The 23,358-nt window shown below is 60.2% G+C and carries 17 protein-coding genes; 13 read left to right on the top strand and 4 right to left on the bottom strand.

The genetic code is table 11. The features are described 5' to 3' along the window. Positions 1 to 73: 73 nt before the first annotated feature. Positions 74 to 883: a carbon-nitrogen hydrolase family protein gene (locus tag HMPREF2896_RS03310; protein ID WP_070717698.1), complete on the top strand. Its 810-nt coding sequence runs from the start codon at positions 74 to 76 to the stop codon at positions 881 to 883. Between the two features lie 70 nt (positions 884 to 953). Here the strand turns inward: HMPREF2896_RS03310 and HMPREF2896_RS03315 are convergent, their stop codons facing one another. Further along, complete coding sequence (locus HMPREF2896_RS03315; protein ID WP_070644543.1) at positions 954 to 2,153, bottom strand: FAD-binding oxidoreductase; 1,200 nt, start codon at positions 2,151 to 2,153, stop codon at positions 954 to 956. Between the two features lie 168 nt (positions 2,154 to 2,321). Here HMPREF2896_RS03315 and HMPREF2896_RS03320 point away from each other — a divergent pair, with 168 nt between their 5' ends. From HMPREF2896_RS03320 to HMPREF2896_RS03365, 10 genes are all read left to right on the top strand, one after another. Continuing rightward, a complete protein-coding gene (locus HMPREF2896_RS03320) occupies positions 2,322 to 3,692 on the top strand; it encodes a sodium/glutamate symporter (protein ID WP_070644544.1) in 1,371 nt (456 codons plus the stop codon). Between the two features lie 206 nt (positions 3,693 to 3,898). Beyond that, the gene (locus tag HMPREF2896_RS03325; protein ID WP_070644545.1) at positions 3,899 to 5,302 is read left to right on the top strand and encodes a TetR/AcrR family transcriptional regulator; all 1,404 of its coding nucleotides are present in this window, start codon (positions 3,899 to 3,901) and stop codon (positions 5,300 to 5,302) included. Between the two features lie 261 nt (positions 5,303 to 5,563). Beyond that, positions 5,564 to 8,125 carry an ATP-dependent chaperone ClpB gene (gene clpB, locus HMPREF2896_RS03330; protein WP_070644546.1) on the top strand — a complete coding sequence of 854 codons (2,562 nt, stop codon included), beginning with the start codon at positions 5,564 to 5,566 and terminating at the stop codon, positions 8,123 to 8,125. A 95-nt stretch (positions 8,126 to 8,220) separates the two neighbouring features. Beyond that, positions 8,221 to 9,072 (top strand): sulfurtransferase, encoded by an 852-nt coding sequence (locus HMPREF2896_RS03335; protein WP_070644547.1) that lies wholly within the window; start codon positions 8,221 to 8,223, stop codon positions 9,070 to 9,072. 64 nt (positions 9,073 to 9,136) lie between these two features. Then, complete coding sequence (locus HMPREF2896_RS03340; protein ID WP_070717702.1) at positions 9,137 to 10,366, top strand: type III secretion system chaperone family protein; 1,230 nt, start codon at positions 9,137 to 9,139, stop codon at positions 10,364 to 10,366. A gap of 148 nt (positions 10,367 to 10,514) precedes the next feature. Then, the gene (gene pyrE, locus HMPREF2896_RS03345) at positions 10,515 to 11,060 is read left to right on the top strand and encodes an orotate phosphoribosyltransferase (protein WP_010188690.1); all 546 of its coding nucleotides are present in this window, start codon (positions 10,515 to 10,517) and stop codon (positions 11,058 to 11,060) included. After that, a complete protein-coding gene (locus tag HMPREF2896_RS03350) occupies positions 11,047 to 11,727 on the top strand; it encodes a TrmH family RNA methyltransferase (protein ID WP_371325751.1) in 681 nt (226 codons plus the stop codon). Before pyrE ends, HMPREF2896_RS03350 begins: the two co-directional genes overlap by 14 nt. Positions 11,728 to 11,790: 63 nt before the next feature. Next, positions 11,791 to 12,990, top strand: a complete 1,200-nt coding sequence (locus HMPREF2896_RS03355) for a glycoside hydrolase family 76 protein (RefSeq protein ID WP_010188694.1) — start codon at positions 11,791 to 11,793, stop codon at positions 12,988 to 12,990. 182 nt (positions 12,991 to 13,172) lie between these two features. Continuing rightward, positions 13,173 to 14,207, top strand: a complete 1,035-nt coding sequence (gene fbaA, locus HMPREF2896_RS03360; protein WP_010188696.1) for a class II fructose-bisphosphate aldolase — start codon at positions 13,173 to 13,175, stop codon at positions 14,205 to 14,207. A 158-nt stretch (positions 14,208 to 14,365) separates the two neighbouring features. Further along, positions 14,366 to 15,586, top strand: a complete 1,221-nt coding sequence (locus HMPREF2896_RS03365; protein ID WP_070717707.1) for an FUSC family protein — start codon at positions 14,366 to 14,368, stop codon at positions 15,584 to 15,586. A gap of 42 nt (positions 15,587 to 15,628) precedes the next feature. Here the strand turns inward: HMPREF2896_RS03365 and HMPREF2896_RS03370 are convergent, their stop codons facing one another. The 3 genes from HMPREF2896_RS03370 to HMPREF2896_RS13170 form a co-directional block, all read right to left on the bottom strand. Beyond that, the gene (locus tag HMPREF2896_RS03370) at positions 15,629 to 16,720 is read right to left on the bottom strand and encodes an Abi family protein (protein WP_246823985.1); all 1,092 of its coding nucleotides are present in this window, start codon (positions 16,718 to 16,720) and stop codon (positions 15,629 to 15,631) included. Positions 16,721 to 16,942: 222 nt separating this feature from the next. Continuing rightward, positions 16,943 to 17,872, bottom strand: a complete 930-nt coding sequence (locus HMPREF2896_RS03375; RefSeq protein ID WP_070717714.1) for a hypothetical protein — start codon at positions 17,870 to 17,872, stop codon at positions 16,943 to 16,945. Between the two features lie 1,058 nt (positions 17,873 to 18,930). After that, the gene (locus HMPREF2896_RS13170) at positions 18,931 to 18,978 is read right to left on the bottom strand and encodes a hypothetical protein (RefSeq protein WP_118781210.1); all 48 of its coding nucleotides are present in this window, start codon (positions 18,976 to 18,978) and stop codon (positions 18,931 to 18,933) included. Between the two features lie 317 nt (positions 18,979 to 19,295). Between HMPREF2896_RS13170 and HMPREF2896_RS03385 the strand changes: the two genes are divergently transcribed. Further along, the gene (locus tag HMPREF2896_RS03385) at positions 19,296 to 20,588 is read left to right on the top strand and encodes an adenylosuccinate synthase (RefSeq protein WP_070717720.1); all 1,293 of its coding nucleotides are present in this window, start codon (positions 19,296 to 19,298) and stop codon (positions 20,586 to 20,588) included. A 599-nt stretch (positions 20,589 to 21,187) separates the two neighbouring features. Next, a partial coding sequence (locus HMPREF2896_RS03390; protein WP_210388735.1) for a Rib/alpha-like domain-containing protein occupies positions 21,188 to 23,358 on the top strand: 2,171 nt, incomplete at its 3' end.

Here is a 23,358-nt window from a genome sequence, read left to right on the forward strand (position 1 = left end):
GCCGTAAAGAGCAGCAACCGCGAATCCACGAAATCTGTGGATAACTAGTCCGGGCTCGTCTACCGTGGGCCGCATGAAGGTAGCAGCAGTTCAATTGACCAGTACCGGAAACGTCGAGGAGAACCTCGTAGTAGCGCTCGACAAGATCCGGGAAGCCGCGGCCAACGGCGCGCAGCTCATCGTCCTGCCGGAAGCTACCACCCAGAGCTTCGACTCCGGGCGCCTCGATACACACGCAGAAGGGCTTGATGGCCCCACTGCCACCGCCGTGCGCGCGCTGGCAGAAGAACTCGGCGTGTATGTGGTGCTGGGAATGTTTGCCCCAGCGGATACGGTCCAGCGTGGGGAGAAGGCCATTAATCGCGTGGCCAACGTTGCGCTCATCGCCGGGCCTGGTGTTCTCGGCGGCTACGAAAAAATCCACACTTATGATGCCTTCAAGTACAAGGAATCCGATACCGTCCGGCCGGGCGAGTCACTCGTTGCCTTCGATGCCGGTGACCTCACCGTGGGTGTCGCCACCTGCTATGACATCCGCTTCCCTGAACAATTCAAGGAGCTCGCCCGCCAGGGTGCTCAGCTCATCGTCGTGCCCACCAGCTGGGCAGATGGCCCTGGCAAGCTGGACCAATGGCGCCTACTCAGCGCGGCGCGCGCGCTTGATTCCACGGCTTATATTCTGGCCGCAGGCCAGGCCCGCCCCGGTGGGGAGGCGAAGGCGGGGCAGACTTCCGGTCCCACCGGCATTGGGCACTCCGTCCTCGTGGCGCCGGATGGCACGCGTCTTGCCGAAGCCGGCTATGAGCCGGAAATCCTCTACGGCGAGGTGGAGCCAGACACCGTGGCGAAGGTCCGCGAATCCCTCCCCGTCCTAGACGCCTAAGCCCCGATTGCACGCCTAAGCTCCGATTGCACGCCTAAGCTCCGTTTGTACGCCTAGGCGCTCAGCGCGCCTAGGCCCACTGGGATTTCTTCCACGCCGCCCAGGCTTCCCAGTCATCGCCCCAGCCGTCGAGCTCCGCGGCGGAGGCCGCCCACTCGTGGCCACGCTGCCAGCTATCCATGGTGATAGCCTTTTCCGCGACACCGCCCGCGAGCAAGGCCGCGCGCGCTAATTCCACGCGGTCGGCCGGACCGATGAGTACAAAGCGGCGGTCAGTCCCTTCGGCGAGCACCGGTTCCATCGGTTCCTTGGCCACCACAGGCTTAAACCCGTGGGCAGCCGGCTGCGCCCCCAGCAACCACGGGTCCTGTCCCTCCCGCACGATGTGGCGCAGCTTCAGCTCCGGAAGCAAGGCCTGCAGGTTAGCCTGAAATTCCGTGTCATAGTGCTCGCCCGGCGAAGGTGCTACAGCATAGACCTGGAGACCGGAGGGGAGGGTGTTCTCTAGGGCGTCGAGAAGCAGCGCCCGGGCACCCGCCCATCCCGTACCGAAGGAAATGAGGGTGGTTCCGGAATCGAGTTGCGGCGGCTCACCGGCGGGCATGCCCAACGTCCACCAATCACCCGGCTGCGCCTTGGCCAGCATGGAGGAAGCCTCACCGGCCAGCGCGAGGTGGAATATCAGTTGCCCGGAATCACCAGCAGGCGCTGCCGGGGTCAACGGACGCCAGGTTCCCGGCGTGAGCTGCGAGGTCACCGGCACGTGCTGGCCCGCGCGGTAGTCCAGCGCCATACCGGACTCCAACCGGACCACAGCGGTGTTCCGGTTGGGCTTTTCCACCGCCACCACCTGGGCGCTATGAGCGGGAGGAAGACCGGCGACATCCGCCTCCTGTGCGGCGGTACGCATGATGGAGCACACCTGGGAAATGGTGCGCGTGGCGACGTCATGCTGGTACGGCGTGAGCCCCAGAACCCCCAGCCCGTGAACAAGTGATGCCTCAAATTTCGGATAGACCTCAGGCGGGAAACCGAGGCGGCGATGATCACGGCCCATGCGTACCAGGCGCTGGGCCACGTCCCCCTGTACCTCATCGCCCTCCACATTCTCCAGCACCCACGCCAGCGCCGGGGCCATGGAGGGGTGCGTGTCTTTCATCGACAGAGCAAAGACCTGGCGGGACTCGGCCACGGTGGCGAAAAAGTGTCCGTGTACTGCGTCGCGATAGTCTTCCGCGTGCTTGCGTAGGTGCTCACCCAGTTCCCTCATGCCCGCCCATCCTAGCCCCTGGGGGTAGAGCCACATCACCCTCGGGTTATATGCCAGGGGTGGAAAAGCGGGAAGGGGGTTGTAGTGTAATCAACGGTTCATTTCCCGAAAGAGGGTGAGTCTCGTCTCAAGGACGCCGCCGAGTGCGGCATGGAAGGAAGTTTTCGCATGGAAGAATTCTCTGCGTTCACAATCATGACCGACGTGGGCTGGATTTCTTTGCTCATGGTTATCGGCAACGTTCTGCGCCACCAGATCAAGTTCGTGTTCCAGGACTTGCTCTTGCCTGCCCCCATCACGGCAGGCCTACTCGGCTTGCTCTTAGGCCCTAATGTCTTGGGCTGGATCGGTTTCTCCGACAACCTCGGCGATTACACCTCACTGCTCATCGCTGTGGTCTTCGCCTCTATGGCCTTCTCCATGGAGATGGGCGGCAACATGGGCAAGGGTGCCCGCAACATGTGGGGCTATTCCACCATGATGTTCACCGGCCAGTGGGGCCTGTTCATCGTTTTGGGTCTTCTCCTGTTCAAGCCAACCTTTGATACCCCAGACTGGTTCGGCATGATGCTGCCCGTTGGCTTCACGGGTGGCTTCGGTACCGCGGCGGCTGTCGGCAGTGCCTTGGAAGGTGTGGGTGCTGAGGCGGCGTCCTCCTTGGGCTTTACCTCCGCCACCGTGGGTACGCTGGCCGCCATCATTGGCGGTATCGTCGCCGGTAACTGGGGCATCCGTAAGGGCAAGGTTTCGTACGTGCCGAAGAAGCTTCCGGAGGAACTGCGCCGCGGCTACATCTCGCGCCTGGAGGATCGTCCTTCCCTGGGCCGTGCCACGACGAACCCCTCTGCCATCGAGCCCATCACCCTGCACGTTGGCTTTATTGCTTTGACCGTGATGACCGCTTATGGCATCAACAAGGGAATCTCCTCCATCTGGGAGAATGTTTCTATCCCGCTGTTCGCCATGTCCATGGTGGTGGGCCTGCTCTTCCGTGCGGTGATGAACATGGTGGGCGCCAAGGACTACCTGGATAAGGACACGGTGAGCTCGGTGTCCGGTGCGGCAACCGACTACCTCATTGCCTTCGGCGTGGCGGCCATCGTCCCGGCTGCCGTCGCGGCCTACTGGAAGGCTCTTCTCCTGCTCTTCGTTCTGGGCACCATCTACTGCATCTTCTTCCTCATGTGGTTTCCTGCCGAGTTCTTCGGCGAGCGCTGGATTGAGCGCGGCATCTTTGGTTGGGGCTGGGCGACGGCTACCGTGGCCACCGGTATTGCGGTCCTCAAGATCGTCGATCCGAAGCTCAAGTCCGGCACCCTGTCGGAGTACGGCATGGCCTACATTGGCTTCGGCCCCTTCGAGATTTCCTGGACCATCATCGCGCCGCTGGCCGTTATGTACGGCTTTACCGCCGGCTTCGGCTGGATCTCCCTGGGCATCGCGGTGGTCATTTACCTCGTCTTCAAGTTCACGGGAATGATGCCGCCGCGCGGCACCATCTTCAAGGAAGGCATCGGACACGTCGGCTCAGAGAAGTAGACGCTGACCTTTCCCGCGTGAAACCCCCAGGCCACGGCCTGGGGGTTTCTTCGTTCACAGGGTGGCCCGCATTACGGGAGTCAGTGCCTAGTGAACACATTGCTCTTTAACCAAGAATGGGGATAAAATTCAGGAAGTTGTTAGCGTGGCGCTCTCCCATTCTTTCTTTTTATTCTTTCGTCGGCAGCGCAATCTTAGGAATCCATATGCATATTCTTTATGAAGGCTCACCTCGTGAGGTCATCCTCGAGTCTGCACTTCATATCGGAGCAGCCGAGGGCGATGAGGCTATTACCGTGGAATCCGTGGCCAAGCTGGCGGAGCTTCCCGTCGCTGAGGTACGCGCGGAATTTCCTGATCGCGAGGCAATCGTGCACGCGCTTCCTGATTACGTAACTGAGCGGAAAGTTAAGTTCCTCGAGGAAACGCTCGACGCTGCTCCTGGTTACGCCGATCTTTTTACTAAGCTGACCACTTTTACTGAGGCCTACTACGAGTACGCCGAACGTGAGCCGGAGCTGTTCCGCTACCTCTTTGAGAAGAAGGCCTATGTCTCCGAGGATGAATGGCGTGCTCTTTTGCAGGGAAACTTATCCCACAATCGCACCTTGGACCTGATCTATGAAAACATCTCGCTCATCGCGGCCGAGGAGAAACTTAAGGTAGGAAGCGATGTGTGCTTTCAAACGGTGGCGCGGCTGAGCGTGGCCACCTTGGCTACCGTCCACGGTATGGCGCACCTGAGTGTTTTGGGTGTGCTGCGGCACCAGCACTCGGTGGTGCGACGCTTTAACCTCCGTGAGGTATGTAAAGCACTCATTGGAACCCTGTTCAAGGCTGCAGAGTTCTTGGAGATGCCGGATGTGCGTAGCCCGATGCAGGAGTACCGCGCGTTGCTCGCCGGGTTTGTTCCGGACCGCGATATTTCGTTGGACATCTCCGCGATTGAGGACGTGCAGGAACTTTCCACAGAGCGGGCACGCATGGCTGTTAAGGAACGTGCCATCCAGCTGGCAGCGCGGGAAGGGCTGCAGTACGTGACCATTGAGAACGTGGCCGAGTATTTCGGTGTCTCCGATGTTTTCGTTGCTTCGCTGGTGGACAATGACTTCGTGTTGCGTGAATCCGTTGAGCGGGAAACCGACTGCGAGCTTGAAGCCCACAGTCTCTACCTGCTGGAGCGGCTGCCGGAGGGTGCATCGGCCGTCGACAAGCTCCTGTGCGTTGCGGTGGCCTATTTCCACTATGCGGTGACCTTCCCCGAACGCTATAGCGCCTGCATTGCTGCTGCCTCCGGCTCCGTGGTGCCGTTGAGTGAGGACGGTGAGGAGCAAACCCAGATGGGTGAGTCCTTCGCGCTGCTGATGCAGTTTGCCCGTGAGGCGCTGCGAGAGGCCGGCTATGCGCCGGAGGACCGCTTGGTTTACATCAAGAACCTCACCCTGTGGGCTGGTGCTGACGGCATGTGCCACTTGGCGTCGATGGGTGAGTTTCGAGATATCGACCTCGAACAGAAGTGGTCCCTCTATTACTTTGTCACGGCCGTGGTTCTCGCGTCCTTTTCCTACGACCTTCCAGAGGAGCAACCACAAGCCTCTCAGTCGGCTTAAGCATTTACCGCACCGGTCCCTCCGCACCGTTGCACCCAGCAGGGCGGTGGGGCTGGTTTTCTTATGCCTATGGCCTGCCAAGCGGGCAGAAGAAAAACTTGAGTGAAGCCCTATCAACCCGGTCGGGGGTGGTTGGTTTAAAAAAACTTCTAGTTGAGTGGAACAGACTCAAGTTCTGTAGCGTTATAGACAGTGAAGCTTCCTTCCCTGCTGTAGCCGCAGGGAAGTTTGAATAAACGCTAGAAACGGAGAAACACAACAATGAGTTCTTTTAACCCCACCACTAAAACTCAGGAGGCCCTGCAGCAAGCACTGCAGACGGCTTCCGCCAACGGTAACCCGGACATCCGCCCGGCACACCTCTTAGCAGCCATCCTTGAGCAGAAGGACGGCATTGCCGCCCCAGTGCTCAAGGCCACCGGTGTGGATCCGGAGACGGTGCTCAAGGAGGCACGCCAGCTTATCGGCGCCCTCCCGAAGGCCGAGGGCGCCAACATGGCGAACCCGAACTTTAACCGCGACGCCCTCAACGTCCTCACCCGCGCCCAGGAGCTGGCCGGCGAGCTTGGTGATGAGTACGTCTCCACCGAGGTTTTGCTTGCAGCTATTGCGGGCTCGAAGACGGATGCCGCGGAGCTGCTGACCTCCCGGGGTGCCACTTACGACGCGCTCAAGGGCGCTTTCCCCTCCGTGCGTGGTGCAGCCAAGGTGACCTCGGAGAACCCCGAGGAGCAGTTCCAGGCTCTGGAGAAGTACGCCACGGACCTCACCGCCCGTGCCCGCGAAGGCAAGATTGACCCGGTCATCGGCCGTGATCAGGAGATCCGCCGCGTGGTCCAGGTTCTTAGCCGCCGCACGAAGAATAACCCGGTGCTCATCGGTGAGCCCGGTGTGGGTAAGACCGCCATCGTGGAGGGCTTGGCCCGCCGTATCGTGGCGGGTGACGTACCGGAATCCCTCAAGGGCAAGACGCTGCTGAGCCTGGACCTTGGCTCCATGGTCGCCGGCGCGAAGTACCGCGGCGAGTTCGAGGAGCGCCTCAAGGCCGTGCTCGATGAGATCAAGGCTTCCGATGGACAGATCATCACCTTCATCGATGAGCTGCACACCATCGTGGGCGCCGGTGCCACCGGTGAGGGTTCCATGGATGCCGGCAACATGATTAAGCCCATGCTGGCCCGCGGCGAGCTCCGTCTGGTGGGTGCCACCACCCTCGATGAATACCGCAAGTACATCGAGAAGGATGCCGCCCTGGAGCGCCGCTTCCAGCAGGTCTACGCCGCTGAGCCCTCCGTGGAGGACACCATCGGTATCCTCCGTGGCCTCAAGGAGCGCTACGAGGTGCACCACGGTGTGCGTATCCAGGACTCGGCCTTGGTCTCTGCCGCTGAGCTCTCGCACCGCTACATCACCAACCGCTTCCTGCCGGATAAGGCCATCGACTTGGTCGATGAGGCAGGCTCTCGCCTGCGCATGGAGATTGACTCCTCCCCGCAGGAGATTGATGAGCTGGAGCGCATCGTGCGCCGCCTCGAGATTGAGGAGCTGGCTCTGAAGAAGGAATCGGACGCCGCCTCGAAGGACCGCCTGACTGCCCTTCAGCAGGAGCTGGCTGATGAGCGCGAGAAGCTCGGTGAGCTCAAGGCCCGCTGGGCCAATGAGAAGAAGGCCATCGATGATGTGCAGACCATCAAGGAACAACTGGAGGATCTGCGCCGCCAGGCAGAGATTGCGGAGCGCGATGGTGACCTAGCACTGGCCTCCGAGATCAACTACGGCAAGATGCCGCCGCTGGAGAAGGACCTGGCTGCCGCCGAGGAGAAGGCTCAGCAGCAGCACAACACCATGCTCAGCGAGGAGGTTACTCCGGATACCATCGCGGAGGTTGTCTCCGCCTGGACCGGCATCCCAGCCGGCAAGATGCTGCAGGGAGAGACCGAGAAGCTGCTCAACATGGAATCCGTGCTGGGACAGCGCGTGGTGGGCCAGAAGGAGGCCGTCACCGCGGTCTCTGATGCCGTGCGCCGCGCGCGTGCCGGTGTGGCTGACCCGAATCGCCCGACCGGTTCCTTCCTCTTCCTAGGCCCGACCGGCGTGGGTAAGACGGAGCTGGCGAAGGCTCTGGCGGACTTCCTCTTCGACGATGAATCCGCCATGGTTCGCATCGATATGTCCGAGTTCGGTGAGAAACACTCCGTCGCCCGCCTCGTCGGTGCCCCTCCGGGATACGTGGGCTATGACGCCGGTGGCCAGCTCACGGAGGCGGTGCGTCGCCGTCCGTACACGCTGGTGCTTTTCGACGAAGTCGAGAAGGCCCACCCGGATGTCTTCGACGTGCTGCTCCAGGTGCTCGATGAAGGCCGCCTGACCGATGGCCAGGGCCGCACCGTGGACTTCCGCAACACGGTCATCATCCTGACCTCGAACCTGGGTGCCGGCGGCACCAAGGAGGAGGTCATGGAGGCAGTCAAGCGCAGCTTCAAACCGGAGTTCATCAACCGTCTTGATGATGTGGTGATGTTTGAGCCGCTGACCTCGGATCTGCTCTCCGGCATCGTGGACATCCAGCTCAAGGGCTTGGCCGAGCGCCTGTCCGGCCGCCGCCTGACGCTGCAGGTCTCCGACGCGGCCAAGCTGTGGCTGGCGGAGCGCGGTTATGACCCGGCCTATGGTGCCCGCCCGTTGCGCCGCCTGATTCAGCAGGCCATCGGTGACCAGCTGGCCAAGAAGCTCCTGGCCGGTGACATCGTGGACGGCGATACCGTGCACGTTGACGTCGCCGACGGTGGCGAGCGCCTGGAGCTAGCTGCCCGCACCGCCTAAGGCACCGACTAAACCGGTGAGCGCGATTAGCGCTCACCGCGCTCACCGCGTTCATCGGTCGCCACTCTTCGCTCATGCCCCTATGATCTAGGGACATGAGCATTTTGATCTCCCCTCACGAGTTGAGTGAGAAGATTTACCGCGGTGATAAGACGACCATCCTCGCTTCCCTCTGGGCTCCAGGGGAAGGCGAGGCCTTCAATCAGTTTTCCTCCCTCCACATTCCGACTGCCCAGTACGCCGACGCCGCTTCAGCCTTCGTGGGCCTGCCCGGCTCCAAGGTAGGGCGCAACCCACTCCCGCAGACCGAGAAGATTCAAGAGTGGATCGACCTCTGGGGTCTAGAGGAGGACAGCGAAGTCGTTGTCTACGACGAAGGCCGCGGACTCTTCGCTGGCCGTGCGTGGTGGACGCTGCGCTGGGCGGGCATCCACAACGTCCGCATCCTCGACGGCGGCCTGTCAAACTGGCGTGCCCAGTCCCTGCCCACCCTTACCGGCCCGGGTAACTTGGGCATGCCCTCGGACTTTGAAGTGACCACGGGGTCGATGCCCACGGCCACCATCGACGAGGTCAAGGAGCATAAGGGCCTGCTTCTCGACGTTCGCACGCGCAACCGCTTCGCCGGCCGCCGCGAGAACCTCGACTTGAAGGCCGGCCACATCCCGGGTGCAGTCAACCTTCCGGAGCGCCTCTTTCACACGCAGGACGTCACCGTGTGGAAGTCCAAGGAAGAAATCCTCGAAATCCTTGAGCAGCACGGCGTGACCAAGGAAAACGTGGACGGCGCCATCATCTACTCCGGCTCCGGTAACCACTCCGCGCTTACCATCGCCGTGCTGGAACACGTGGGCTTTACCGGCTTGCGCCACTTCGTGGGTGGATGGTCGCAGTGGTCAGCCAACCCGAAGAATCCGGTGGAGCGTGGCGACCGCGAGCACGTCTAGAATCCGCGCGTGACCAGCGCGTCAGCGCAGATCGAGCGCGCTGGGCGATTAGAGTCAGGCAGTGATGCCTTTCGTACTCTTATCCCTCGCCGCCGTCGCGCTCGTGGCTGGTCTCATCGTGCTCTGGTTGGATCACCGCCAGCGCGCCGCGCTCTCCGCCGACGAAACCACCACAGCGGCCGATACCGCTGCGCCTGAACTCACCCCTGACTCCCCCTCAGAGCCCGCGCTCGCCGAGGAACCCGCGCTCGCCGAGGAACCTGAGCCTGCTCCAGAGCCCGACATCATTACCGAGCCGGAGCCAGAACCCGTGGCTGAGCCGGCAACCGAGCCAACTGCGGATGCCGCTGAAGAACCGGCCGCCGCTGAGCCCAGTGAGGAACCGGCCGCCGAACCGCAGGCTGCCGCACCCAGCTTTGCGGAGCGCGCAGAGCGCGCCAAGTACCTCGTGCCGGGCAGTGCCCGCCGTGAGCGCAAGGCCTTTGGCCAGCAGCGCGGCTGGGAATACCTCAAGCATGATTCCTACCTGGCGGATGAGTGGACCCGCGGCGCTGCCGCCCGCGGCCACGAACCCCGCGACATCGTCGCCGGAACTGTCCGGGGGCACGAGACGCTGCTCTTCGATATGGGTGCTATCCCCGTCATGGCTATGCGCACCGGCGCGGCCTCCGATATCGTGGTGGATTTCCGCCGCGCAGGCGAGGAGATCGAAAACCTCTCCGAGGATCTGTTGTACGTGCGTGAGGAGGAAGGCTTCGAGGTTTTCGCCTCCGATGCTGGCGTGGGCCAGCGCTTCATCGATACCCGAGTGAGTACGGCGTTGAATCATCTACCCGCCGCGGTGACTGCCGTGTGGCTGGAAGGGGAGTGGGTGCTGGCCCAAACTACCCGGCAGGCCCGCAGCGCTGAGTGGGAAGAGCTGCTCGAACCGCTGTCGCTGCTCGCCGATGCTGCTCGCGTTCTTCCACCGCGCTCCGAAGCCGCTCAGGTCCTGCGCGTCGATGAGCTGGACCCCAGCCGCGACATCCCGGAACCTCCGCAGCCGGAACCCACCGGGCCCACGGCGGTTCCGGACCGCGATGATTCCCTCGACGCCCCCACCATCCAGCGCCCCACCGAGCCGGTGGTCATGCCGAGCCGCACCACCAGCGAGGCCCGCGGCACCATTGACCACTCCAGCCTGGGTGCGGATGAAGTCGACGCGATTGCCGATGGCCACGAGCGCCCCACCCACGAAAACAATCAGGCCCGCCTGCCGCGCCGCTTCGATGGCGGCTCCTCCATCTTCGACTAGACCCGCCAGCCTGCCGCCGCGGCGAGGCGCCGCAGCCAGGTGTCACAGCCGAGCACCAGCACTAGTCGCGGGCAACCGTGCGGGAAGAGGGTAAACTACAGAGCGGATTTTTCACGGCCGAACAGCCACAGACTTTAAGGAGCGAGCGATGAGCCTGGATCAGCAGAAGAAGCAACGCCTAGCAGAACTGGTGAAGGAGCTGGCCGTCGTCCACGGCAAGGTCACGCTGTCCTCTGGCAAGGAGGCTGACTACTACGTGGACCTGCGCCGCGCCACCCTGCAACACGAGGCCTCGCGCCTTATCGGCTCGCTGCTGCGTGAGCTCACCGCTGACTGGGATTATGCTGCCGCCGGTGGCCTGACCATGGGCGCGGACCCGGTCGCGCTGTCCATCATGCATGCCGATGGCCGCGATATCGACGCCTTCGTTGTTCGCAAGGAAGCCAAGAAGCACGGCATGCAGCGTCAGATTGAGGGCTTCAACGTCGAGGGCCAGAAGGTGCTCGTTGTCGAGGACACCACCACGACCGGCAACTCGCCGCTGACCGCCGTGAAGGCTCTTCGTAAGGCAGGCGCCGAGGTCGTCGGAGTGGCCACCGTGGTGGACCGCAACACCGATGCCGGCGCAGCCATTGCCGCCGAGGGCCTGGAATACCGCTACCTGCTGGGCCTTGAGGATCTTGACCTTGCCTAAGCCCGAGGAAGAGGCGGCAGCCAAAGGCCCCACCGAGTGGAACGAGGGCCGCCACGGTGTTGGCCCGTGGGAAGGCCCGCTGCCCGAAGGCCCCGAAGCGGAGAAATACGATCCCGAACTGCTCGCGGAGGGGGATCGCCGCAATGTCGTCGATGCCTACCGTTACTGGACACGCGAGGCGATCCGGGAGGATATCGATAAGCGCCGGCATGCGCTGCACATCGCCATCGAGAACTTCGAAAACGATTCCAACATCGGCACCGTGGTGCGCACTGCCAACGCCTTTGCCGTCGACACCGTCCACATTGTGGGACGCCGCCGCTGGAACCGGCGCGGCGCCATGGTCACCGACAGGTACCAGCACCTCATGCACCACGCGGATGTTACTGAGCTGATGGCCTGGGCGGCGGACCAGGAACTGACCGTCGTGGCCATCGATAACACCCCCGGGTGTGTCCCCCTAGAAACCGCTGAGCTGCCTGAGCGCTGTCTGCTCCTCTTCGGACAGGAAGGCCCAGGCGTCAGCCCGGAAGCCCAGGACGCAGCAGTAATGACCTGCTCAATCGCGCAATTTGGTTCTACTCGCTCCATCAACGCGGGCGTGGCCGCAGGCATTGCCATGCATGCATGGATTCGGCAGCACGCCGATTTATCAAAAGCTTGGTGAGATCCCGCGCACTGTGTTTACATCTAGGTAACGAATTCACATTGTGAGAATGATGAGACAAAAGTGTTAGAGAAATGGTCCCACCGCGCCGACCTTGCGGAAACAGCCATCAATGAGCGTCACGCGCAGGCCGTGTGGGGCTTGCCCCGTACCAACCTTGCCGTGGTGAGTTGGCCACCCACCACCAAGGAATCACTCTTTGTGCATTGGCATTATTGGTGGCAGGCGCATTATCTGGACTGTCTTGTTGATGCGGCCCTGCGCAAAAACACCAAAGCCCGCCGCGCGCGCATCGCTGACACCATCCGCGGCATCCATGTGCGCAATCTCCGTGCGCTGACGAAGAACCGCTACTACGACGACAAAGCATGGCTCGCCCTAGCCATCGCCCGGGCCGGTGAGCTCAAGAAGCAGCGCCCCTACAAGAAGTTGGGCACCCTGCAGCACAACATCCGCGATGGCATCGACACCCAGGTCGGCGTGCTGCCCTGGCGCGAAGGCGAGACCTTCCTCAACGTCCCCTCGAACGGGCCGGGCGCCATCATGCTGGCCCGCATGGGGCGCGTGGACGAGGCCCGCCACATCGTGGACTGGATCTACGATCACTTGATTGACGACGATGGCTTCGTCATGGACGGCATCCGCATGCGTATGGATGGGCAGGAGATCGTCCGCAACATCCACCCCTACTGCCAAGGCGTGGTGCTCGGTGCCTGCTTGGAAATCGTGCTGGCGCTGCGGGAGAAGACCGGCCTGCGATCCGTGGAGGATATCGACTCCGTCCACGAGGCAGAACTCGCCGCGGACATGATGGATTACACCACTCGCATCCGTGGCCTAGTCCAAGCGGTGGCCACGGGCATGGCGACGTACACGGGCGTCATCGACTGGCAGACTGGCGACGGCGACGGCGGCCTCTTCAAGGGCATCCTTGCTCGCTACCTCGCGGACGTGGCGGTCCGCCTGCCGGGCGATTCTCCGGCCAACCGCGCGACGAAGAAGCTGGCCGCTCGCCTCGTGACGGCCTCGGCGGAATCCGTGTGGGAACACCGCCTAGAGGTAGACGGCTTGCCCATCTTCGGTTCCGATTGGACCGCGGATGCGAAGCTTCCCCATAACTACGGTTTCGGCCCCTCGTCATTGAGCCAGAAGATGGGCATTATCCGCGTGGCTGAGCGCGATTTGTCCGTTCAATTGTCCGGTTGGATGTTGTTGGAGGCCTGCACCCGGATTGTGAAGTACAAGTCAGAATCCAAGAAATAGCAGCGTTTCCCCAGGTGGTCGGGGGATTCCTGCCCATGCGGAGCGGTGTTTAAGTGAGGTCACATCGCATCTCGCGGCGGAAAACCACAATAACAGGCATACTTGGGTGTTGGAACGTGTTGTTTCGCTGGTTTGTGAGACGGCACGGCTTACTGCACAGCAACTCCAAAGGATGGAATTTCATGCCTATTGCAACCCCTGAGGTTTATAACCAGATGCTGGATACCGCCAAGAAGGGCGGCTTCGCATTCCCGGCAATCAACTGCACCTCCTCCGAAACCATCAACGCCGCTCTCCGCGGCTTCGCCGAGGCTGAGTCCGACGGCATCATCCAGTTCTCCACCGGCGGCGCCGAGTTCGGTTCCGGCCTGTCCGTGAAGAACAAGGTTGCCGGCGCCAAGGCACTGGCTGCCTTCGCTCACGAGGCTGCACAGCACTACGGCATTAACGTTGCGCTGCACACTGACCACTGCCAGAAGGAAGTCCTGGATGAGTACGTGCGCCCGCTGATCGCCTTCTCCCAGGAGCGCGTTGACCGCGGCGAGCTGCCGCTCTTCCAGTCCCACATGTGGGATGGCTCCGCTATCCCGATCGATGAGAACCTTGTGATCGCTCAGGAGCTCCTCGAGAAGGCCCACAACGCCAACATCATCCTTGAGGTTGAGATCGGCGTCGTTGGCGGCGAAGAGGACGGCGTTGAGGCCAAGGCCGGCGCGAACCTCTACACCTCTCCGGAGGACTTTGAGAAGACCGTTGATGCCCTCGGTACCGGTGAGAAGGGTCGCTACCTGCTGGCCGCTACCTTCGGCAACGTCCACGGCGTGTACAAGCCGGGCAACGTGAAGCTGCGCCCGGAGGTTCTGGATGAGGGCCAGAAGGTTGCTGTGAAGAAGCTCGGCCTGGAGGAAGGCTCCCAGCCCTTCGACTTCGTCTTCCACGGTGGCTCCGGCTCCGAGAAGGAAAAGATCGAGGAGGCCCTGCGTTACGGCGTCATCAAGATGAACGTTGACACCGATACCCAGTACGCCTTCACCAACCCGGTTGCACGCCACATGTTCGCTAACTACGACGGCGTCTTCAAGATCGACGGCGAGGTGGGCAACAAGAAGGTCTACGACCCGCGCTCCTACCTCAAGAAGGCTGAGCAGGGCATGGCTGACCGCGTGGTTGAGGCCTGCCAGGACCTGCACTCCGTGGGCAAGACCGTTTCTAAGTAATCCAATGCCCAGCTGACACCGGCCCCTCCTGGACGCCGCTGCTTAGCAGCCGCAGGCTCTAAGCTGCGTCAGCACATGCCAACAAGCCACCCCTTGACCTCAAAGGGGTGGCTTTGTTCGTCCAAACTCGCCGCCAGAACGCGTAAAATACCGGAGTCATGGAAGCGCAAGAGTCATCGTCGAATTCGTCGAGTACCGTCAAGCGTGTTCGCAAGACCACCCGCGAGCAGTTGCGGTTGGTGGATAAGTCGCTCAAGGCGCGCCTCACGCGCATCCGCAACCGGCTCGTGTTCATGATTCAGTGCACGCTGGGCGCGGGTCTGGCCTTCTACGTTGCGCACGATTTCTTCGGCCACGAGCAGCCCTTCTTTGCCCCGATGGCCGTCATCATCATCCTTGGTTTATCGGGCAGTGACCGCCTGAAGCGCGCTGTCGACATGTCCATCGGCGGCATCGTGGGCGTGCTGGTGGGCACGCTGCTTGTCGACGCCCTCGGGACCGGCCCCATTCACATGACCATCATCATCGGCCTTGCCCTGGTGATTGGATCCTTTGTTACGGGCTCGCAGATGGTGAGCAACCAGATCGTCATCGCCGCCATCCTTATTGCCACCATCCTTCCCCCGGAAGACATGGGTGGTCTCTCCCGTGCTGTTGACGCCATCATCGGTGCGGTCATTGGCATCACAATGATCGTGTTGATTCCCTCCTCGCCTTTGCGTGCGGGGCGCTCGGAAGTCTCGAAGGTCTTGGGTATTACCTCCCTGGTCCTCTCCGACGTGGCTAAGGGACTGGAAGAAAACGATCCCGAGACCATCACGGAGGCCCGCGATGCCGTGCGCGGCACGCAGGATGACATCAACAACATGCTCAACGCCACCAAGGGCGGCGCGGAAACCGCACGGTTATCACCCTTCCTGTGGAGCACGCAGCGCACCGTGCGCTCCCTGGAACGCATTCTCACTCCTGTTGACAACATGGTCCGCGGCACCCGCGTGCTCTCCCGCCGTGCGCTCGTGCTCGCCGAGGACGGCGACCAGGCCACGGCCGAGCAAGTTGAGATCATCGATGAACTCGCTGACATCACGATGAAGCTCTCCGATCTCTATACCCACCAAACCGCGCGTGAGCGCCGCGTGGATGAGGCGCACGCCATTCCTGAGATAGTCAACCGCCTACGCCAGCTGGGGGCGCGCTGCTCGATGGACATCGCTGGCGAGGAAGCCGTACTCTCCGCCTATGCCGTGCTCGCCCAGACGCGCTCCATCATCGTGGACCTACTCATGGTGTGCGGCATGTCGCGCGAGTCAGCCGTGGCACAACTCGTGCCCACCTCCAAGCACCCGGCCTACCCGCCGGAGGTCTGGGAAGAGGATTAGGGTCGAAGAGTCTGGAAGTGAGAATTTTAGAGGCAGTTCGAGTTACTTGCTCGGTGAGGGCAAATCAGATGTGACTCTGGCGGCCAGCAGCGAGCTGCTTTGAAAGTACCGAGGCCTCTTCACAAATGCGGAGCCACGACCGCTAGCCTCGTGCACAATGTCCTGCTTTTCAGCGGTAGTGAGAGTTGAGGGATGCTTGGGCCCACTGAGGTGATAAACCTTGTATGTATTCTCTGGAGGGTAGCTTTTAACGAATCGATCAGAAAGCGCGTAGCTCATAATTTTACCGAGACGTTGTTCCTCGGGGTCGGATGATTTCTTAAGCGCATCTGAAGTCTTTTTATTCCAGCTAGAAGCGATTTCAATGTCTAAGACCTTTGGAAAGGTTCCGACGATTTTCTGGCTGAAATAGAAACCGATGTAGTCCACTTGTGCAAGAGGCGTAGAGGCTTCCAGGATGACGGCACCTACCCTTTGATAAAGAGTGAAAAGAGAATCGTCGGCATGCCCCAAGATGGCGGTGTTGAGTTTTGGTGTGCGTTGAGCAGCTAGCTTGGTAACACGTTCGAGGTTTTCTAGCCATAGTCTTGCATCTTGGTCTATCCAACTGGCGAGTCTAAGAATTTTCTTTAGTTCTACGGTTGGATCCACGTTGAGAAGTGAGTCCTGATGCGCACATCGGTTTCGAAGGACATTGAGGTCTGTCAGCAGGGCTGCAACAATCTTCCTACTACCTTGGCCCGGGAAAGCGTTTCGAAGATATTTTCTCCAGATTTCCTCATTGGCATCGGATTTCGTGGAAAGAAGTGAAGCCCAGTACCCCATGTTCAGATGCGCAATGATGTCGTCCTTGGTGACGGGGCGCTTGTATTTCTTAGCTAGCTTTGTAGAAAGCGCTGAAATATCGAAAGAATCTTGGTTCCAGCCGAAGTCAAATGGGTGAGCGTCGGCAAGTGAATCGCTCATAGCGTTTCGAAGCAAGACTTCTGTGTGATGAATTACTTCAGACAGCGCAGCTGCGATTTGCGCGTTGAGTTCATAGAGCTTCCATGCCTCTTCCGCCGTGCCGCATTCTTCGAGGTATGGGGCGAATCTGGCATCAGATACCCAAGAAATTTTGTGCGTTAGTGGCATGGACTTGTTCTTTCGGGAGCTGAGAGTGGTAGAGTCTTCCGCAGACCGCCTAGGTGCATTGCACAATGCGCATGCGGTGAGGATTCGGTTTCGAGCCTAGTGCCGAAAAGGTAATGCTGGCCGAATCCTCCTTTCGTTTTACCTTTGTCGCCAGGATCGTGTTGGCTTTCACGGATAGTGGCGCTGTAATTGAGTGCGGTTGTTCGGAGGCGGGGAAGAAGACTAGGGCCGTACTATCTGTAGGTCCCGCAGGTGACGGTAGAACGTCACGCGCTTGACCGGCCGCTTGGCGCGGACTCCATCAACGCTGACGCTGAGCGAAGGCCCGCCAGCCTGTACCGCCCGGCCTTGCATGACGCTGGCGGGGTCGAGCTGCCCAGGTTGGGCAGGCTTGCGCAGGCGGGCGAAGAACCCACGGCGCGGTGCTGCGTCCGCCTCAAAACTGGTAACCGCCTTTGCTGCCACGATGCCTGGCGCATCCGTCATCGGTACGAGCTTTGCACCGAAGACATCCTTCTCGCGGTCGGCGCGCAGCAGAACGGCATCGTCGACGATGATCTCCCCGGTTATCTCTTCATTCGACCATTCCGCAATCGTTGCCGAACCCGCCACGGCGAGGCCCGCGTCATTGCGGATGAGCGGCGCCGGTTTGACGGGCGCGGTCATGGCAAAGGAGAGCGCTTCCTCCATCACTGCTCCTTGGTCGCCGAGCCCCTGGCGACCCTGGTCCGTTTCGCTAGCTTTTAAGCCCCAATTCATCGCCGCGGTGGAGTGCTCCCCAGTGGAAACGTAGCCCACCTCGGCCCACAGGTAATCCGCCCGCATCATGCGGGTCAGCACGGCGCTCAGCGCGGCATCGTTGCCAATGACCACGATGCGCAGCGTTTCGCTCAGGAACGGGGCCTGGGGCGCTGGCCCCGGTGCGCCGAGGTGGCTGACATCTGGTTGCGCGGCAATCTCATCCAACGATGGGGTGGGGTCTTCCGGAAGGAGCTCCCTGGCCAGCGCATCAATAGCCTTCAACTCTTGCCGGGTGGGAACCTCCGCGAAGCGGAAGTGTTCGACACGAACTCCATGCTGGGCAGCCCCAACCAGAGCGGTGGTGTGGGCGTTGGTGAGGTGGCCGCCGCAGTCTAAAAGCGCACAGATCATACAAGAAGCATAGAAGCGTTGGAAGAGCTTGGCTAAAAAGCGCCTTCAGTGACGCACGAGCAGCGGAGCTTTCCCCAGAAAAGTAGTGCACATCACATTCTGCCAGTAGGCTCCAAGGCAATACCAAACTTTTTAATACTTAACTCTTCCACTCAATTCTTCTTTGTCTAACAGCTGGAGGTAATCACCATGTCCGCCCGTATGACAACCCTTGCGCTTGTATCCGCCGCTGGTCTTGTGATGAGCTCGTGTAGCCTCATCGGCGGTTCCCTGACGGAAGCTGAGGAGCCAGCATTCACCGAGGCTGCCGCCGAGTCCACGACGAGTTCGGCGGCGGCTACTTCTTCGAAGGCCACGTCGGCGTCCAGCAGCGCCTCCTCCTCAAACGCCAACGCTGACTGTGATGAGAAGAAAGAACTCAAGGACACCGAACTCAGCAAGGTCCTAGAGAATGGAGAAGCCTACGTGAAGGGCTCTACCGAGAAATTTGAAGACGTCAGCGTCGGTGAGGATGAATACGATCCCTGCAAATTCCTCAGCTACGTGGTGCTAGAAGGCGAGTTTGATGGGGAGGATGTCAAAGTCCCCGTCTTCTTCTCCAAGGGCGAGCTCAAGGACGAGGATGCTCTCTACATCACGTCCTCTTCCTTAGAGGTAGAGGAGGACGGTGAGGGCTATACCTATGAGTCCAAGACCGAAGGCGACATTGTCGGTGTTGAGGGCAAAGTAAACAAGCGCCCAGGTGTCGAAGCCACGTCCATGGAAAACTCCTTTGATGGCGTGAACTCGGACATATTCTTCATTGACGTGGACTCGGAACCGACTGAGTCCGCAGATTTGGCCAAGGATGAAGAGGATCTCCGCGGTGAAGAGCTCTTCACTATCTCCGCCGATGGCTGGAACATGGTCTGCGGCATTATTGAGGAAAACAACGCCATTGACTGTGCGCATGGCGACGGCGGGACTTGGGCCATCAAGGGGGCCAAGACCCCAATGCCGGAGGGCATGGAATTCAACTTGGTGACCTTCCTGCCGCTAGAGGGCAGTACTGAGTTCACTCAGTATGACGACGAAATCCCCACTAACGGCACGAAGATTGAGGGCAACGGGCTCTACCGAATCGGCGTTGGTGACGTCGAGGGACAAATCGCTGTTGTTGATGACAGCATCATCATCAGTACCCCGGATAAGTCGCGCCTGATGTTCACCAATGACACCATTTACTTCGATAACGAGGACTCTGGCAGCAACGACTCGGCCACCGAAACCGCCTAGCCAATCACGTTCCGAACCCACTGCGGACCCTGCCAAGCCCCGCCAGTACAGCAAATCTTGATGACCATGTCACAAACTCACCGCTGCACCGCTATGGCGGGTAAAGTAGGTGCGTATTTGACTTCAATAAATAGGAAGTGACACCAACATGGCAGCGATCGTCATCGTCGGCGCCCAGTGGGGCGATGAAGGCAAGGGCAAGGCTACCGACATCCTCGGCGGCAAAGTCGATTACGTAGTGAAGCCCAACGGCGGTAACAATGCCGGCCACACCGTCGTGGTCGGCGGCGAGAAGTACGAGCTGAAGCTCCTTCCCGCCGGCATTCTTTCTGAAAACGCCACCCCGGTCCTAGGCAACGGCGTGGTGATTAACCTGGAGGCCCTCTTTGATGAGATCGATGGCCTCGAAGCTCGCGGCGCTAACGCTTCGCGCCTGAAGATTTCCGCCAACGCCCACCTCGTGGCGCCGTACCACCAGACCCTGGACCGCGTACAGGAGCGCTTCCTGGGCAAGCGCGCCATCGGCACCACCGGCCGTGGTATCGGCCCGGCTTATGCCGACAAGGTCGCGCGCATCGGCATCCGCGTGCAGGACATCTTCGATGAGTCCATCCTGCGCCAGAAGGTTGAGTCCGCCCTGGACATTAAGAACCAGATGCTGGTGAAGATGTACAACCGCAAGGCCATTGAGCCGGAGCAGGTTGTGGAGTACTTCCTGAGCTACCGTGAGCGCCTGCGCCCGATGGTTATTGAGGCCGAATTGGAGCTGAACCAGGCTCTGGATGAAGGCAAGCACGTCCTCATGGAGGGTGGTCAGGCCACCATGCTGGATGTTGACCACGGCACTTACCCGTTCGTGACCTCCTCGAACCCGACTGCCGGCGGTGCTGCTGTGGGCTCCGGCATTGGTCCGACTCGCATTACTACCTCCCTGGGCATCATCAAGGCCTACACCACCCGCGTCGGCGCTGGTCCTTTCCCTACGGAGCTCTTCGACAAGTGGGGCGAGTATCTGCAGACCACCGGCGGTGAAATCGGCGTCAACACCGGCCGCAAGCGCCGCTGCGGTTGGTATGACTCCGTCATCGCCCGCTATGCCACCCGCGTTAACGGCTTCACGGACTACTTCCTGACCAAACTGGACGTACTCACCGGTATTGGTGAGATCCCCATCTGCGTGGCCTATGACGTTGACGGCAAGCGCTACGACGAGATGCCGCTGACCCAGTCTGAGTTCCACCACGCCGAGCCCATCTTTGAGACCATGCCGGCCTGGGATGAGGACATCACTAACTGCCAGACTTTTGAGGACCTCCCTCAGAAGGCACAGGATTACGTCCTGCGCCTGGAGGAACTCTCCGGCTGCCGCATCTCCTACATTGGTGTTGGCCCCGGCCGCGACCAGACCATCGTGCGCCACGACGTCATGCAAGACCAGTAAAGGCGCCAACCAGTCTAAGGTAAACGAACCTTAGGAACCGCCTAACGGCGACGGCGGCGCGTAGTAACAGCGCAACAATCACCGCCCTGCTTCTTCCACAGCATTGTGCACACGATTATCGACACGCACGATGCGGGAAGGAGCGGGGCGGTTTGTGTTTCTATGGCGGTATTTGCGCGCCAAATACGCCCTGCTTGGCGACGCCTCGCGCATCCCCGCCTTCCACCGCCCTGTATAAAACGCCCCCGTTAGGAGTGCATTCCTGGGACAAAAGTTACTAAAGTGGCGACGTGACCTAATTAACAATCTGGACGCGTGTCGCAGTCGCATCGAAAAGGGCAGGTCAAACATGTGCTTTTTCTGGTCGGCGACAGAAAGCTCTGTTCATGAAATTTTCAGGCTGCCGTACGGTTTCTTTAATTCGTAAACGGGGCTAACATTAGATCCGAGTTTGTTCATAGACCTTTGGAACCTCTGACCTTCTTCCAAAGTGATAAGTGTGAGCTGCTCTCGGTTGCGTAAGCCGGTTAGTCCCTTACGCGGTCACGTATCCCTAGCGTGATCAATACTTTCAAGTCTTAAGGAAAGGACTTCTTGGTATGAACAAGAAGGAAATCAAGCGTACTGCTGTACGCCGTCGCGGCACTACCATTGCTGCCGCTGCGCTCTCTATTGCGATGGTGGGCCCCTTCGTCCACGCAGTAACTCCAGCATCCCCGTTCGCAGCGGTTGCCAATGCGCAGGAAGATCAGCCGGCTGCTGATGCTCCGGCTTCGGGTTCTGATAAGGCTGTTTACTCTCCGGGTAAGGCTGATCAGAAGGGCACGATCTCTGGTTCCGTGAAGGAAATCGTCGAAGCTGCGGTTGGCTTCGGCAATGTCCAGGATTCCGGTAAACCACTTGCTGGTGTCAAGGTCTACGCCCAGTGGTACGAGGGTGAAAACACCCAGCACTCATCCCCAGTGTATTACACCGAGAGTGATGAAAACGGTAACTTCACCCTCAACATGGCTCCGTACACCGATGCTCTCGGTAAGACCCGTCACTTTGATGCGGATGCATCTGCCGGCCTGACCACTGGTGATGACCGGGGCAAGCGCGATCAAAAGCGCGAGAAGATCCGCGTCTGGACGGAGCTTCCGGACAACTTGACGGATAAGTACCGTTTGGTCCACCAGCCAGCTGCTGGTATCTTCCCGGGCATCGGCGCAAACACGACGCCGACCACCCAGGGTGATGGCACATGGGGTGGCAACAAGATCAACGGCATGACCATCCAGTACGCCCAGAAGGACAAACTTCCGCAGCATCTCCCAGAGAATAAATGGGCAGAAAGCACCGGCGCCGGTGGTAACGGTGGTACCTACGCGGGTCGAGCTTTCTGGAACCTTGACGTGCTGCAGGGCGCTAAGAACCATAACACTGTGAGCGCCTTTGGCGGAAAGGACCTTCCTGCACCTGGCATGAAGGTTGTCGGTTCCTACCTCACCGATGACGCGGTGAACAAGATCGAGGCGTACGCGAAGAATAACTTCGCGGGCAAGACGCTGCGCGGCAAGGGCTGGACCCCTGCTGATGAGCAGGGGCTGCAGAAGTGGATCAATGAACAGATTGCTGCTGATCCAGAAGGCTGGATCGCAGAGACCATGACGACCACTACTGGCGCTGACGGCACGTTCGAGCTGCGGTGGAAGGGCCTCTATGGCTATGACCACAAGACGCGTGGATTGGTGCCTGAAGATAAGTTCGGCAAGCTTGCCGGCTCGCATGGTGAAGGCAAGTGGGCTTTACCTTGGAAAGACTCCAAGCACGTCAATATGCATTGGAGCTACGTCAGCATTCTTGGCAAGGACGGTAAGCCGCTGCCGAACAACATTGGTGTGCTGTACCCGTGGTCGCTTGGCCAGTGGGCTGGTCCGGGCTTCGGTAGTGATTTGAAGGCTGGTGCTAACGCGCAGCTCTTCGGTGGTGATGGTGCTTTCATTGGTAACACTACTAGTGGCTACACTGGCTGGAACATCGCGCTTGCTCCGCAGGCCCTGAAGTTCGACGTTGTTGATAAGAACACTACGGACAACTGGGCCAAGCTCGGTGACAAGGTCCAGACCTATACTGCTGGCCTTCCGATCTCGGATGACCTGAACTACTACATTGAGTGGTTTGACAAGGGCGGCAATTCTGTCAAGAAGTGTGATGCTGTCAAGGCTGACTCCGCAACCGAGATCCCGAGCTGTGAGTTCGAGGTTCCGGCGGATGCTCAGACGGGTGATACGTTTACGGCTCGTCTGAAGGTTGCTGACGGCGAGCCAGATCCGAAGAACGATCTGGTTCTCGCATTGGACGCTTTTGCAGTCTCCCGTGACTACCTCGAGTACAAGCCAGTTGATGCGAAGGCCGACGAAAAGGCTACCTCTGAACCGAAGTTCGACAACCCAGAAACCGAGCCTGAGGAAACCAAGCCTGAGAAGGCTAAGTTTGAGCTCGGCAAGCTGCCTGAGGGCGTCAAGGAGGATCAGGTCAAGGTTGACCCGGAGACCGGTGTGGTGACCTTCAAGCCGACCGCTGACCAAGCTGGCAAGGCCTTCAAGTTCCCAGTCATCATGCGTAACGAGGAACTGAAGGTTCCGGTTCTTGATGAGAACGGCGACCCTGTAAAGGACGACGAGGGCAACCCGAAGACCCAGGGCCGCATTGTTGCTCGCGCTGATGCTACCTTCGACGTTGAAGCTGCAAAGACCTCGGTTGATGATTCCGATGTGAAGACTGTTGA

The organism is Corynebacterium sp. HMSC069E04, from assembly GCF_001813175.1.
Classification (GTDB): Bacteria; Actinomycetota; Actinomycetes; order Mycobacteriales; family Mycobacteriaceae; genus Corynebacterium; species Corynebacterium aurimucosum.

Excerpts from the sequence above, each read along its gene's own strand:
- HMPREF2896_RS03310 (WP_070717698.1), top strand. The coding sequence starts at position 74 with ATGAAGGTAGCAGCAGTTCAATTGACCAGTACCGGAAACGTCGAGGAG.
- HMPREF2896_RS03315 (WP_070644543.1), bottom strand. The coding sequence starts at position 2,153 with ATGAGGGAACTGGGTGAGCACCTACGCAAGCACGCGGAAGACTATCGC.
- HMPREF2896_RS03320 (WP_070644544.1), top strand. The coding sequence starts at position 2,322 with ATGGAAGAATTCTCTGCGTTCACAATCATGACCGACGTGGGCTGGATT.
- HMPREF2896_RS03325 (WP_070644545.1), top strand. The coding sequence starts at position 3,899 with ATGCATATTCTTTATGAAGGCTCACCTCGTGAGGTCATCCTCGAGTCT.
- clpB (WP_070644546.1), top strand. The coding sequence starts at position 5,564 with ATGAGTTCTTTTAACCCCACCACTAAAACTCAGGAGGCCCTGCAGCAA.
- HMPREF2896_RS03335 (WP_070644547.1), top strand. The coding sequence starts at position 8,221 with ATGAGCATTTTGATCTCCCCTCACGAGTTGAGTGAGAAGATTTACCGC.
- HMPREF2896_RS03340 (WP_070717702.1), top strand. The coding sequence starts at position 9,137 with ATGCCTTTCGTACTCTTATCCCTCGCCGCCGTCGCGCTCGTGGCTGGT.
- pyrE (WP_010188690.1), top strand. The coding sequence starts at position 10,515 with ATGAGCCTGGATCAGCAGAAGAAGCAACGCCTAGCAGAACTGGTGAAG.
- fbaA (WP_010188696.1), top strand. The coding sequence starts at position 13,173 with ATGCCTATTGCAACCCCTGAGGTTTATAACCAGATGCTGGATACCGCC.
- HMPREF2896_RS03365 (WP_070717707.1), top strand. The coding sequence starts at position 14,366 with ATGGAAGCGCAAGAGTCATCGTCGAATTCGTCGAGTACCGTCAAGCGT.
- HMPREF2896_RS03370 (WP_246823985.1), bottom strand. The coding sequence starts at position 16,720 with ATGCCACTAACGCACAAAATTTCTTGGGTATCTGATGCCAGATTCGCC.
- HMPREF2896_RS03375 (WP_070717714.1), bottom strand. The coding sequence starts at position 17,872 with ATGATCTGTGCGCTTTTAGACTGCGGCGGCCACCTCACCAACGCCCAC.
- HMPREF2896_RS03385 (WP_070717720.1), top strand. The coding sequence starts at position 19,296 with ATGGCAGCGATCGTCATCGTCGGCGCCCAGTGGGGCGATGAAGGCAAG.